The organism is Microcystis sp. M049S2 (genome assembly GCF_020245625.1).
Classification (GTDB): domain Bacteria; phylum Cyanobacteriota; class Cyanobacteriia; order Cyanobacteriales; family Microcystaceae; genus Microcystis; species Microcystis ichthyoblabe_A.
Map to the genome: position 1 here is coordinate 33,066 of NZ_JADBUN010000257.1, position 13,484 is coordinate 46,549.

Genomic DNA, 13,484 nt, shown 5'->3' on the forward strand with positions numbered 1-13,484 from the left:
GTTCCCTGAATTGGTTGTCCATTTAAAGTCAGGGATTAAGCGTTTGCTTGACCCAAATTCGGAATTGTTTTAATGCCATTGCACTACCGATTTTTTGACTATTTTGTAGCGTTTCTGGAATTTTTTCTATTAGATTAAATTGAGAAAATAGTCGGCTTTGGGAAGATTCAACATATTCTGATCCTTGCAAAACATTGATTTCCAGTCTCTCTCCATTATATCGCCACAATTCATGAACACCCAATCGCTCATAATTATTAAATCGGGTTCGCTTAGTAATATCAATTTCAATGGCTAAATCGGGAGGGGGATCAATAGCCAGATCAAGTCGCTTTTTTCCCCTAACAGCAGCACAATTTTCGATATAAAAAGACTCGTCTGGTTCTATTCCTTGATCCATTTGCTGATTTTTAAAGGTTGTCGATCCGGCGGGTTCATAGTCTAACTCTAATTCATCCAGGAGAACTTTAACCAAATCCCCGATTAAAACTTTGGTATTTTCATGAATAAAAAGAGGAGTCATTGCTTCTAAAGTTCCCTGACTATAAGATAGACGAATTGACCGTCGCTCTCCCAATTCGTCAAGAATTTTTTCATAATCTTGCCAAGTGAGTGAAGTTAACAACAGGCGGTCGCCTGGGGTAACAGTTAGTTGTTTTAATGCTAATAACATCAGAATTTGTCGGCTCAGTTGTTATGATTGGGCGGTTTAGTCAGTATTTAACTTTTTTCTACCTTAGATTATATTATAGCGTTTCCTAAGCTAGTGAGGTACACCTGTTTTTCTTCCCCTTCCCCTTTGCCTTTTGCCTAAAACCCATAACTTTTGTACCTCAGCAGACTGAAAAACGCTATATATAGCCGTTTTCATCAGAATGAGGCATGGGCAAGGGGCTTAAACTCTTTGTTGGCAAAACTTGTCGATACCTCAGTAACGTGAAAAGCTCTATATGCAAACTGAAAACTCAAATCTGATCACTGATCAAGGAGAACTTCCCACCCGTCTGAGTTTTAGAAAAATTTAACTTTATTCAATCCATGAACATCTGTTCAGATGTTATACTAAAGTCAGTAAAGAAGTTCAGAGGTAGTAACCATGATCGCTGTCACCACCATGAAATGTGCTTGTGAATCCTGTACGTGTCAAGTATCGATCGCCGATGCCATCAAAAAAAACGATAAATACTACTGTTGCCAAGCTTGTGCCAATGGTCACGTTAACGAGAACGAGAAAGGCGGTGGACACCCGGGCTGTTGTTGCGGTTAAATTTAGTTATTGGGGAGAAAGGGACAAGTATCGGCATGGAAGATTCGAGCGATACCTCCCTTTCTCAACTTTCCCTTAATAACCGATCAGGAAAAAACATGGCCATAGAGAAAATAGTGCCGGTTTGTGGGGAATCCCATCACCAAGAGGCGAAATTCCAGCACTTGCAGGGATTAGAACTAGAAAAAGCCCAAAAAATGGCCGAATTTTTCAGCCTTTTGGGGGATGCCAACCGCCTCAGAATTCTGTCGCTTTTAGCCAAACAAGAATTATGTGTTTGTGACTTAGCCGACGACTTAGGGATGAGTGAATCGGCCGTATCGCACCAGTTAAGAACCCTAAGAGCCTTAAGATTAGTTAAATACCAAAAACAGGGACGGAGAGTCTTTTATCGTCTTGCCGATCATCATGTTCTTGACCTTTATTACGCGGTCTCGGAACATTTAGAAGAGCCAGCGGACGAGGATTAAAACAGTCCCAAAGCGGGTAAAACAAACTGTAAAAGCAGAGAACCAATCCCCTGCACCATTTGGTCTAATTGAGCGTTGCCACCACCTTGTTCTCGCGGTTTTAGGGCGATTTCCATGCCTTTAATAAAATTCTCTGCTGCTTCGTAACCGGGGGTGTTACCTTGCCGTTGAAAGAGAGTCGAAGCCATTTGAGCGTCCTGGGCCGCTAGAGCATTTTGTCCCAGACGATAGTGAGCCATGGCCCGGGCCAGATAAGCTGGAGCATATTCCGAGTTAATTGTCAAGGCTTTATTAAAATTTTCTATAGCGGCGCTGGTGCGTCCCTGTTTTCCTTCCACCATCCCTAGACCATAGAATAGTTCAGGAGTACCGGCACTACTGGGAATTCCCACCGCACCCTGCACATAGGCAGTGTCTAGTTTGGTGTTGTCGAGGTTAGCATTATTGAGATAAGCACCTCTTAAATCCGCACCCGTCAAGATTGCTCCGGTTAAGTTCGCTCCAGTCAGATTAGCACCAAAAAGAGAGGCTCCGGTTAAATTGGCACCACTCAGATCCGCCCCACTTAAATTAGCTTGACTAAGATTAGCACCGACGAGATTGGCCCCATTTAATTTTGCCCCGACTAGATTCGATTGCACTAACCCCGAACCGCTCAGATCGCATTGGGGACATTTTCGGGTGGATAATAATTGCTGTAGGTGGTTTAAATCTTCTCCATGACCAACTAGGGAGAAGTTCAGGGGAAGACTGAGGACGAGGGTTAGGGCGATCGATTTGTACATAGTTTAAAAAGAACTCTATTTATTCTTATTGATAATAACCATGCGATCGGGGCTAATCGCTTAACTAGATTCTGCTTGAGAAATCAGCCCTTATCAACTAAAATAGAAGATGAGAGGCTCTTAAGGTCAGAAGAAGCGACAAAATCGAGATTTGTTACCTTTTCAACAGCAAGTTTTTTAGAGGAATTTCCCTATTTCATAATGACTACTCTACACGGTAATTGGCTGATTGGTTCGCAAGATAGTGTTTTTTTTCTTTGGGGTGAACAGTGGCAAGGGAAGGAATTAAGTGAAACAAAAGAAAATCATCCTTTTTGTCTAGAATCTGGGGCATTAGCCCAATTTATCGAGAAATTTTCCCCTCAGCTTGACCAGTATTCTCCAGAATCAATCAAGCTCAGTTTGCCTAGTTATTCCCCTCCTAGGAAAAAATATTTTTTACCGCTGCTGTCCGGGCAAATTCTCGAACCCTCAACTAAATCCTTGTCTTGGCAACCATGGCAGGTATCGGGATTAACTTTTTCTGCGGGGATGATAGTGCGGTTATGGGAGAAATTACCCCTAGCTAAGGCCGAATTTATCGGCAATGATCTACGATTTTGGCTGTATTTGCACCGTTGGAGTTTAGATTTATTAGCAAGAGGAAAATTTTTAGCGGGAATAAATCAGGGTGAAAGTTGCTGGTATCCCCTGCTAGATAGTACCATTGATCGCACTCGTTTAGCTAAGTTTATCCAAACCATCCCCCCGGTCTGTCTTGCCTATCAAGAAAATAGCGAACCACAAACAATCATTCTCGATTGCTTAAAAAATATTGTCGATGCTCGTTTGCGACAAAAGATAGATAGTAGTGTTAATATTTCCCCCTCATTGATGGTGAAACCTTGGCTACAATCTTTAAGCGGTGATCATCATGACATTGCCTTAGAAGCCAAGAATTTACAGCGTCTAGAAAATGCTTATAATAACTGGGTGTTTCCTATCCAAGAAAGTTTAGTTAATGGCAATAATCGCCAATTAATCGAGAATCAATACCGTGTCTGTTTATCTTTACAACCTCCCAGTTTAGGGACAGTGTGGAAACTCACCTATTATTTACAAGCGTTAGATGATCCCGAATTTCTCATTAGTGCCAAGTTGATTTGGTTAGAGGGCAAAGAAAGTTATCATAGTTATCAAAGAGTTGTCAATAATCCCCAAGAAATTCTCTTAAAAGGATTGGGATTAGCATCGCGATTGTACGAACCGATTAGAATTAGTTTAGAGCAAAGACACCCGGAGGAATGTTCTCTTGATTCGATCGAAGTTTATCAGTTTATTCGCTCGATCGCTTGGCAATTGCAAGATCAGGGATTAGGGGTAATTTTGCCAACGGGTTTAACTGCTGGTAGTAATGAACAAAGATTAGGAATTAAGATTGCTGCCAGTGTAACTCCCAAAAAAGGAGAAAGATTAAGTTTAACCAGTTTGTTAAACTTTCAGCTTAAATTAGTGGTAGGGGAACAGGAAATATCGAAAAAAGATTTTGATAAGTTATTAGAGAAAAAATCGCCAGTGGTGGAAGTGGGGGGCAAATGGTTAATCCTACAACCTACCGATGTTAAAGCAGCTCAGGCAATTTTAAATAATACCATCACTCCCCTTAATCTCTCGGTGGAGGATGCCCTGCGCTTGAGTTCAGGAGATAATAATCTAATTGCTAAACTGCCGGTAGTTAATTTCCAAGCGGAGGGAGCATTAAAGGAATTAATTGATAATTTAAATAACAATCAAGGGATTCAATTAATCAACCCACCGCGAGAATTTCAGGGGGAATTACGTCCCTATCAAATCAAGGGAGTTAGTTGGTTAGCTTTCCTAGAAAAGTGGGGTTTAGGTGCTTGTTTAGCCGATGATATGGGTTTAGGAAAAACCCCGCAATTAATCGCTTTTTTACTAGCATTAAAAGAAGAGGATATGTTAGTTAATCCCGTGTTAGTGGTGGCTCCCACTTCTGTGGTTAATAACTGGGAACATGAATTAAGAAAATTCGCTCCCACCCTGGGGGTTTTTGTGCATCATGGAGAAAAAAGATTAAAAGGTCAAGCTTTTGCTCAAGAGGTAAAAAATAAATCGGTTGTTATTACCAGTTATCCTTTAGTCTATCGCGATCTGTCCACTTTAGAAGCAGTACAATGGCAAGGTTTAGTTTTAGATGAGGCTCAAAATATTAAAAATTCTACGGCTAAACAATCCCAAGCAGTGCGAAAAATACCCGCAGGATTTCGGATTGCCTTAACGGGAACTCCCGTAGAAAATCGCCTGACGGAATTATGGTCAATTTTGGATTTTCTCAATCCCAATTTTTTAGGAACTCAAGCCTTTTTTCAGCGTCGTTTTGCCCTTCCCATTGAAAAATACGGCGATCAAGAATCCCTGCATAATTTACGTTCCCTTGTCCGTCCTTTTATTTTAAGGAGATTGAAAACCGATAAAAATATTATTGAAGATTTACCAGAAAAACAGGAAATGAATATTTTTTGTGGTTTATCGAAAGAACAGGGACAACTTTATCAACAATTAGTCGAGACAACGCTCCAGAAAATTGAAGAAACTCAAGGAATTCACAAACATGGATTAATTTTAACCTTGCTAATGCAACTAAAACAAATTTGTAATCATCCCGCCCATTTTTTGAAAGAAAATAGTTTAGAAACCAGTCAAAGATCGGGAAAATTATTACGCTTAGAAGCCATGGTAGAGGAAGTGATAGCAGAAGGCGATCGAGCTTTAATTTTTACACAATTTGCTGAGTGGGGAAAACTCCTACAAACCCATCTCCAGAAAAAATTAGCCGAGGAAATATTATTTCTCTCCGGTTCTACCAAAACAAAAGATCGGGTAGAAATGATCGAGCACTTTCAAAATGATCCCCAAGGACCAAAGATTTTTATTCTCTCCCTGAAAGCGGGGGGAACAGGATTAAATCTAACCCGCGCTAATCACGTTTTTCATATTGATCGTTGGTGGAATCCAGCAGTAGAAAATCAGGCCACCGATCGCGCTTTCCGCATCGGACAAAAACGCAATGTTCAGGTACATAAATTCATCTGTACGGGAACCCTAGAGGAACGCATTAATGAGATGATCGAAAGCAAAAAACAATTAGCGGAACAAACCGTAGATGCTGGGGAAAATTGGTTAACAGAATTAGATACCGATCGCCTGCGAGATTTATTATTATTAGATCGATCGGCAATTATTGATGAAGAAGAAACCGATTAGAAGCGAACCACCTGATAAACCGTGGAACCATTCTCAAACAGGGGCTGATAGTAGATACCGCTACAATTGTAATAAAGCGTATTGTCAGCCGTAATTGTGGTGCAGCCGTCTGGGATATAGGTGACAATTGCGCCGATTGGCGGGGCCACCACCGTGTAGGAACTGCCGCTAGGCTGAAGATAGATGCCGTCCGAGTAAATGTAGGAAGTGGAACCCACATAGACGGTATTGTAGTAGGGGGGGAGAGTAGCGATCGCTGAACCGATAACTAAGCCGGTAGTCAAACCCACCCAACCCCAACCCGGGGGGACGTAATAACCGCCACCGTACCAACCGCCACCACGCCAGTAACCGTTGCGATTATCGTCAATAAAGTTCTGACGGTTCTGTTGGCGATCGCCAACCTGCTGCTGCCGTTCACCCTGTCTTTCCGTGCGTTCCCCTTGACGGATATCGGTTCTTTCGCTGCGTTCCCCTTGACGTTCACCCTGTCTTTCCGTGCGCTCCCCTTGACGGTTTTGTTGACTGGTTTGCCGTTCACCCTGTCTTTCGGTGCGTTCCCCTTGACGAGTTTGTTGATTAGTTTGTCTTTCCCCCTGTCTTGCGCTGCGTTCCCCTTGACGGGTTTGTTGATTAGTTTGCCGTTCTCCCTGTCTTCCAGAAAAATCTCTAGAGGGTTGGGAACGATTACTGAAATCTCTAGAGGGTTGGGAACGATTACTAAAATTCCCTCGGTTTTGCAGATCACTACTGCGGTTAACCCGTGGGGAAGCTCCACCACCGCCACGACTACCACCGCCACCGCCACGACTACCGCCGCCACCGCCACCGCGAGCGTCCACATAATCCGTGATCAGTAAACTTGTACCCAAGAGGAGGGCGGCAAGAACACATAAGTTTTGACATAAAGATCTTTTCATGGCCCGGACTCCTTGATTTTTTTATTCGCCTTGGCTGCTTATCTTCCCAGATTATTTTCTGCAAGCGTTGGACGGTTTCTGGTGCAAAAAAACGCTCTCCTGTTTCTACACGAACTTTGGCGGGAACATTTTCTATAATAAATCTGGGTTGGGTTCATAATTAATATCGCTCTTCTGGGACTTTTGAGAATGTCCCTGTCAGAACAGAATCGGCTTAATTCTTCTGAGAACATCCTGGAGCAACCGTTCTGGACACTTGCCGATAAAGCTCGCTTTTCTCGCTCGGAAGTCCAACGATCGCAGTTGATCTACCATGATAACTCCTGTCACCGCCTCTCCATCTGGAATCTTGACGTAGAAAGGGTTCTGGCGTTGCGTATTGCTCACCGGGCAGACAAAGGCAAAACCAATCTTGCGATTAAAATCAATAGGGCTTACCACCAGTGCTGGACGATTACCCATTTGCTCATGCCCAATTTGTGGGTCAAAGCTCAAACGCACGAAATCTCCACGTTCTGGAATGTATGTCACCAAACCTCCTCTCCCATTGGCCGTCCCCAATCCACTTCCGGCTCTGGTGATTCAACAACCTCAGCCAGTAGTTCTTCTAGGCTTAACTCAGGCAAGGCTTGAATTAGCTCAATTACTAGCTTTCCGTTTTCCACAGAACATTCAACAACGTCCTTAGGATTGAGGTTCAGCGCCTCCACCGCATACTTGGGAATCCGAATCGCTAAAGAATTACCCCAGCGTCCAATCTGCGACTTCATGATCCCACCTCGAATTCGTTAGATATTTAAAGTATATCAAAACGCTGATTTAGGGGAATACCGACAAGCGATCGCGTTTTATGAACGGGCTTTATGGCTGGGATTGATTATCCCTAGGGGGTAGAAGTTCGATAGGGATCGACTCTGATCCCGGTTGGAAAGTGAAAGTATCGGCGGGTGTGCTGGGATTAAAATTCCAGTCGGATAATATTGCCGTGTACTGGGGTGAACCGGGTAGAGTTTTATAGGTGATAATCGCTTTCCTCAGTAGGGGGGTGGCATCCTGCGTGACCCAGATTTGATAATCGCGATCGCTACCGATCAGCAGCAGATGATACATCGGTTCGCGGTTGACCATGTCGTTGCCGATAAAAATAATTTGCTTGACATCGGCCATTAGATCTGCACAGGGATCGTTCGCCGCTAGATTTGACATGGGAATGGTGATTCCGTACCTTTGCTCTACTTGGTCTAAGGCTTCATCTAGAGTATTCGGTGCCGGTTTCGTGACGTATAGATCCCGTTCCAGATCCGCAAGGGTGAAGGTTTTACCATCGTAAAAAAAGCGGGTAACTCGTTCATCTCCAGTGTAGTCCGAGCGCAGGCGATCGGGTTTCTCTACCCAGATGTTTTGATAGGCACTGTACTGAACTTTTGCCCCAGAGTCGAGTACATCGTCATAGGTGACATCCATATTGACAGTGAACGCTCGCTGTTTGATTAAATTAGCACAGAGTTGCTCAATCACCTGTTCCGCCGTTTTTGGGCGGATTTCCTGGGCCAGAGTCGGTATTTCCGCCAAGACTCCTGCGGCAGTGATCCAAGGCAAAAGTAAAGAAAGAATCGGCATGAAGCGACGCATAATCATCTAATATTCCCCCAAGGCGATGGATTGTTTTGGTTAACGACCATTGTGTAAACTGACTAAACGAGCGATAAAAACGGCGGGATAGAGAACTCCAGTCATTCCTTCTAAATTGGCTAAAACTCTAGCGATTTTACTGGTAGGAACTATATCACCGTAGCCAACCGTAGCCAGGGTAGTAAAGCTGAAATGAAGTAGATCCGCCTGGTTGACGGTTTTAGCGGCGGAGCTAAAGGAATCGGGTTCAAAAATCTGGACGATACTATAAGCGGATGCCCAGAAAAATCCTAAGAGAAAATAGACACAAATTCCCCCTTTGATGATATCGGATGTTACCTGTTCGGCGAGAATTAATTCTAGTAAAATCGAGTACACGCATAAACTAACAAAAGCTAGAGAAATTAATGTACTAGATAGCTCGAACCAACGGTTGAAATCGCTATAAATAGGGATAATCGTGCTGAATGCTCGCAGGAGGAGGGCAATCAAAAACAGACCGATATTATATCTTAAAGCCAATTTACTGCGATCGATCTGATAGACGGCGATGATCAGAGAGAGGGAGAAGAAAAAGAAAATCAGCCAATCTCCCAGGGGTAGATATACTAAAAACGGGTAAATAATGTAGAGCGAGAGCAGATTTGCCAGCAGCCGATTGTATTTATTTTCTGTTGCCCGCATCAATTGACGAAATTTCATAGCAGCGAACCTTTAATGGGCTTAAGCATATACCAAATCTAGCTTTGAGGGCTTTTCTCTCAGGGTAAGCTTATGTAAAATGGCATAAAGTGTACTTGACAAAAAAGACAAAGTGTTGGCGAAAGAGAGACAGGCCCCTCCAACTATAATAATGACAGCCTAACGGGTTGGAAACTCCCTAATCCGATAAACTGTATCCTCAATCGCGTTTATGAACACTTGAGCAAACTCAACTGCTTCAGCCTATTTATTCATTGAGGGTCTGAGTATGAAATAGATACCTAATGGCTAAATCAGCCCTATAATCCCAATCCCTTGCAGAAGTCCCAATTATAGACAATTGTATCAAACTCTGACAGGAGAAAAACTTGACGACGGCGAGAATAGCTGCCCTTAGTCGTTGGGGACGATAAGCATCGGAGGCTATTTGGTTGTCTCTTTAGTCTAGCGATCGCTCCGACTTGATGCGTTATGATAGCAAATTAAATAGAGCGTTCATTTGATCGCACTCAAGTGAGGGACTTCTGCTGAGACTAAGTTAAAGTTATAAAAAGCTCACACTCCCAGAAAGCCATTTATTTTCTAAAATAGAAGATTACCTGGATTATTTTTGCGGGGGGTAATCGGTGATTCTCAATTTTTCCCTAAGGATTGTAGCGGCCAAAGGCAGACTATTCTGTAAGTTTTCACTCTACAAAACCTATCGGGTGGTCAGCAGCGCCCCTGTCGATGTCCTCTGGCAAAAATTAATCAATGTGGCCGATGTCTCTTGGCATCCTTTGATTGCCAAGGCTGATGTTCCCTTGGGTTTAATCGCTAAACCGGGGTTAATCTATCAAGCTGTCACCCGTCTGACTCCCATTCCTATCCGGGTTTTCGTGGAAAATGTCCGCCCCGGGGAACTCCTCAGCCTCAGAGTTCTCGCTATCCCCGGGATGGAACAGAAAATGACCTACCAAGTGGAATCAACCCTCTGTGGTAGTTATATTTCCTATTCTGTCACCCTGCGCGGTTGGCTGTCCCCCTTCATCTGGTGGTTAAGTCGTCCCTATTTAGCCAAAGTCGCCGCCCAACTGGCCCACGCCGCCGAAGAATTAACGGCCTAAAAAAAATTCTCCCCCATTGTGCGAATAAATAATCTGCCAAGGGTCAAGATCTAAGTCACAATGGTATATGGATAGACTTAAACAAAATTTTATTCAGCTACATTGGTACATATAGTCTACTGATATCATCCCGACGAGTTGAGCGCAACAACCTCAATCCGCCGGGATGAACTATCTCTAGAGACTTTACTGATGAAGTAAGCTCTACAGGAGGGAATTATGGGGGAATTAAACACAGCCGAACTTCTAGTTAAATGTCTAGAGAATGAAGGGGTCGAGTATATTTTTGGGCTACCCGGGGAAGAAAACCTCGATGTTTTGGAAGCCCTAAAAAACTCCTCGATCAAATTTATCACCACCCGTCACGAACAGGGCGCGGCTTTTATGGCCGATGTCTATGGACGCTTGACGGGAAAAGCGGGGGTTTGTCTCTCCACCCTAGGACCGGGGGCGACTAACCTGATGACGGGGGTAGCCGATGCTAACCTCGATGGGGCGCCCTTGGTGGCGATCACTGGCCAGGTGGGAACCGATCGAATGCACATTGAATCCCATCAATATCTGGATCTGGTGGCCATGTTCGCCCCGGTGACGAAATGGAATAAACAGATCGTGCGCCCGGGTATCACCCCAGAAGTGGTACGGAGAGCCTTTAAAACCGCCCAAAGTGAGAAACCGGGGGCAGTTCATATCGATCTTCCTGAAAATATCGCCGCTATGCCTGCCGATGGTAGTCCTTTGCCCCTCGACAGTCAGGAAAAAGTTTACGCTTCCTATCGGACTTTGAATATGGCGGCGGCAGTGATTTCTAAAGCCAAAAATCCCTTGATTTTGGCGGGAAATGGGGCAATTCGCGCTAATGCTAGTGAGGCTTTAACGGAATTCGCCACGGCCTTGAATATCCCTGTGGCTAACACTTTTATGGGTAAGGGGGTGATTCCCTATACCCATCCTCTGGCTCTTTGGGCGGTAGGATTACAGCAACGGGATTTGATTAGTTGTGCCTTCGATCGCAGTGATTTAATTATCGCTGTTGGTTACGATTTAATCGAGTATTCGCCGAAAAAATGGAATCCAGAGGGGAAATTACCGATTATTCACATCGGCATGACTCCGGCGGAAATTGACAGCAGTTATGCCCCGGTGGTGGAAGTGGTGGGTGATATCACCGATTCTCTCATCGATATCCTCAAACGGGCCGATCGCCAGAATAAACCAACTCCTGTCACCGCAGCATTAAAGACGGAAATTCGGGCCGATTACGAAACCTATGCCAATGATACGGGTTTTCCGATCAAGCCACAAAAATTGATCTACGATCTGCGTCAGGTAATGGGACCGGAAGATATCGCTATTTGTGACGTGGGCGCTCATAAAATGTGGATGGCCCGCCATTATCACTCCGATTGTCCTAATACTTGCATTATTTCTAACGGTTTCGCCGCTATGGGTATTGCCATCCCTGGTGCGATCGCCGCTAAGTTAGTTCATCCCGATAAGCGCGTTGTGGCGGTGACGGGGGACGGCGGTTTTATGATGAATTGTCAGGAGTTGGAGACAGCTTTGCGGGTGGGAACTCCCTTCGTCACTCTCATCTTTAATGATGGCGGTTACGGTTTAATCGAATGGAAGCAGTTAAACTATTTTGGGACATCTTCTTTTATTAAGTTTGGTAATCCCGATTTTGTTAAATTTGCTGAAAGTATGGGATTAAAAGGCTATCGGGTGGAATCTACTCAGGATTTGATCCCGACACTAGAGGATGCTTTCCGGCAAGATGTCCCTACGGTGATCGATGTTCCCGTCGATTACGGTGAAAATCTGCGTCTTTCCCAAAAATCGGGCGATTTAAGCTGTCAGATTTGGGAATAGAAGTTGATAGCGGCAAGCAACCCCCTCGGCAGCTTGCCGTTAGATCATTTCGGCTCTACCTAACCTGTCATGTAAAACTATCAACAACTTGTGCTTGTAAAGGTTGTATACTAAGGCTTTGAGTTTTTGTTAGATTGATATTTATCAACTTTAGAGCATTGCTGGGCAGAGAGGGAGCTTGAGGAATTTTCTACAGTGTAAGTTCGGAAGAACCATCATTTCTCAAAAGTAATGACAGACTTAGTTGAGCATTCCAAAGAGCAATCTTTCTCTGAGAGCGGAATTGCGCTTTCAGATGTTAGTCACGACTATTGAAAATTGGTATTACCCGTCTTTATCCTTTCGTTTCTCTTCCGACAATCGAGCGAGGCGACGGAATAACGAGCCGACCATTCCCAAGCCGGTTAGCCCTAATATCCCCCGCGCGTCGGGTTCTGGAATCGGGATCGTCGCTATATCGGACGCGGGAACTATTGTGCTAAAAACATACACTTCGGAATTAGGAGATCCCTGAAAGATCGAAAGATCGAAACTACTGCCGAGCAGATTTCCCAGTGCGGAAATCGGGCTAATTTCGGGTGTGCTATCCACGTAGAGAGTTCCCGATTTTCCGAAAATCGTTTCCGAGTTAAAGGTTAATTCGCGATTAGAGGCGGTAAAACCGGTCATCGAGAGCAAGGAACCCGATCCGCTGTTTTCTAACCCATAAATCGTCGTGATCCGTAGGGAATCGCTCGGGATTCCCGAACTGTCTTCTTCGGAGGAAATATAAGCTACTCCTAGCAAGCGGGCGGGAGTATAAGGTCCCATCCCAGACGACCAAGCCACCAGATCACTAATACCAGCTCTCCGGCAAAAAAAACCCTGGGGGGTAGGTGGGCAAAATTGCACGGGAGTTTTGACGATATAGCCTGGAGGTCCGAAGGTAACTACATTCGCCTTAAAAAAGGTGGAAAAACTGCCGCCGATCACTTGAGCGTCTGGGGCGGGTAGATCGGTTTGGAGGTCGATAAAAGGACCGATCGTCGTCGTCGCCGCACTACTAGGAAAAACAAGTAGGATATTGAAGGTGAATGCAGCAGCCAGTGGCAAATTCTTCATGACTTATAGCACCTTTACCTGACAAGATTATGGGGGTTATTTCGCTGCAGTTTATCATAACCACGCTCAGGGTAAGCGCATCTTAATAATTCTTAATCGAGCAATTATGAATGTGGAAGTCTTCTATAGCAGTTTTCATCAGAATGAGGTATGGGCAAGGGGCTTAAACCCTTTGTTGGCAAAACTTGTTGATACCTCAGTAACGTGAAAAGCGCTATAGGTGTATTAGACCTCTTGCAAAAGTCTTAAGTCGATCCTTGTACAGCAACATTTTTGAAGATTATCAACTACTAATAAATAATTAACTCAAAGTCCCTCCCATTATTGTTTCTATCGTTTGTTTTCGGATTTATGCAAGAGGTCTA

The 13,484-nt window shown here is 44.2% G+C and carries 13 protein-coding genes; 5 read left to right on the forward strand and 8 right to left on the reverse strand.

Annotated features, from left to right (window positions below; translation table 11 throughout):
* Positions 1-28: 28 nt before the first annotated feature.
* Entirely contained in the window at positions 29-673 is a 645-nt protein-coding gene (locus IM496_RS20075; RefSeq protein WP_194013505.1) for a Uma2 family endonuclease, read from the reverse strand.
* 423 nt (positions 674-1,096) lie between these two features.
* On the opposite strand from IM496_RS20075, the gene IM496_RS20080 reads away from it, so the two are divergent.
* Both IM496_RS20080 and IM496_RS20085 read left to right on the forward strand, forming a co-directional pair.
* Positions 1,097-1,267: a metallothionein gene (locus tag IM496_RS20080; RefSeq protein WP_287663041.1), complete on the forward strand. Its 171-nt coding sequence runs from the start codon at positions 1,097-1,099 to the stop codon at positions 1,265-1,267.
* 35 nt (positions 1,268-1,302) lie between these two features.
* A complete protein-coding gene (locus tag IM496_RS20085; RefSeq protein WP_172456225.1) occupies positions 1,303-1,737 on the forward strand; it encodes an ArsR/SmtB family transcription factor in 435 nt (144 codons plus the stop codon).
* Here the strand turns inward: IM496_RS20085 and IM496_RS20090 are convergent.
* On the reverse strand, positions 1,734-2,522 hold the full coding sequence (locus IM496_RS20090; protein ID WP_194013509.1) for a pentapeptide repeat-containing protein: 789 nt from the start codon (positions 2,520-2,522) through the stop codon (positions 1,734-1,736). The two genes, IM496_RS20085 and IM496_RS20090, sit on opposite strands and share 4 nt — an antisense overlap.
* A gap of 201 nt (positions 2,523-2,723) precedes the next feature.
* Here IM496_RS20090 and IM496_RS20095 point away from each other — a divergent pair, with 201 nt between their 5' ends.
* Complete coding sequence (locus IM496_RS20095; protein WP_287663043.1) at positions 2,724-5,786, forward strand: sll1366 family intein-prone helicase; 3,063 nt, start codon at positions 2,724-2,726, stop codon at positions 5,784-5,786.
* Here IM496_RS20095 and IM496_RS20100 read toward each other — a convergent pair.
* The 5 genes from IM496_RS20100 to IM496_RS20120 form a co-directional block, all read right to left on the reverse strand.
* Positions 5,783-6,706, reverse strand: a complete 924-nt coding sequence (locus tag IM496_RS20100) for a DUF6515 family protein (protein ID WP_194013513.1) — start codon at positions 6,704-6,706, stop codon at positions 5,783-5,785. The two genes, IM496_RS20095 and IM496_RS20100, sit on opposite strands and share 4 nt — an antisense overlap.
* A gap of 198 nt (positions 6,707-6,904) precedes the next feature.
* A complete protein-coding gene (locus tag IM496_RS20105) occupies positions 6,905-7,237 on the reverse strand; it encodes a type II toxin-antitoxin system PemK/MazF family toxin (protein WP_159251928.1) in 333 nt (110 codons plus the stop codon).
* A complete protein-coding gene (locus IM496_RS20110) occupies positions 7,234-7,476 on the reverse strand; it encodes an AbrB/MazE/SpoVT family DNA-binding domain-containing protein (RefSeq protein ID WP_002760402.1) in 243 nt (80 codons plus the stop codon). Before IM496_RS20110 ends, IM496_RS20105 begins: the two co-directional genes overlap by 4 nt.
* A 91-nt stretch (positions 7,477-7,567) precedes the next feature.
* The gene (locus IM496_RS20115) at positions 7,568-8,344 is read right to left on the reverse strand and encodes a DUF2092 domain-containing protein (RefSeq protein ID WP_194013515.1); all 777 of its coding nucleotides are present in this window, start codon (positions 8,342-8,344) and stop codon (positions 7,568-7,570) included.
* Between the two features lie 33 nt (positions 8,345-8,377).
* Complete coding sequence (locus IM496_RS20120; RefSeq protein WP_194013517.1) at positions 8,378-9,040, reverse strand: potassium channel family protein; 663 nt, start codon at positions 9,038-9,040, stop codon at positions 8,378-8,380.
* 626 nt (positions 9,041-9,666) lie between these two features.
* On the opposite strand from IM496_RS20120, the gene IM496_RS20125 reads away from it, so the two are divergent.
* A complete protein-coding gene (locus IM496_RS20125; RefSeq protein ID WP_002782775.1) occupies positions 9,667-10,146 on the forward strand; it encodes a hypothetical protein in 480 nt (159 codons plus the stop codon).
* 219 nt (positions 10,147-10,365) lie between these two features.
* Positions 10,366-12,018, forward strand: a complete 1,653-nt coding sequence (locus IM496_RS20130) for an acetolactate synthase large subunit (RefSeq protein ID WP_104396912.1) — start codon at positions 10,366-10,368, stop codon at positions 12,016-12,018.
* 324 nt (positions 12,019-12,342) lie between these two features.
* Here the strand turns inward: IM496_RS20130 and IM496_RS20135 are convergent, their stop codons facing one another.
* Entirely contained in the window at positions 12,343-13,119 is a 777-nt protein-coding gene (locus tag IM496_RS20135) for a hypothetical protein (protein WP_194013519.1), read from the reverse strand.
* Positions 13,120-13,484: the final 365 nt, after the last annotated feature.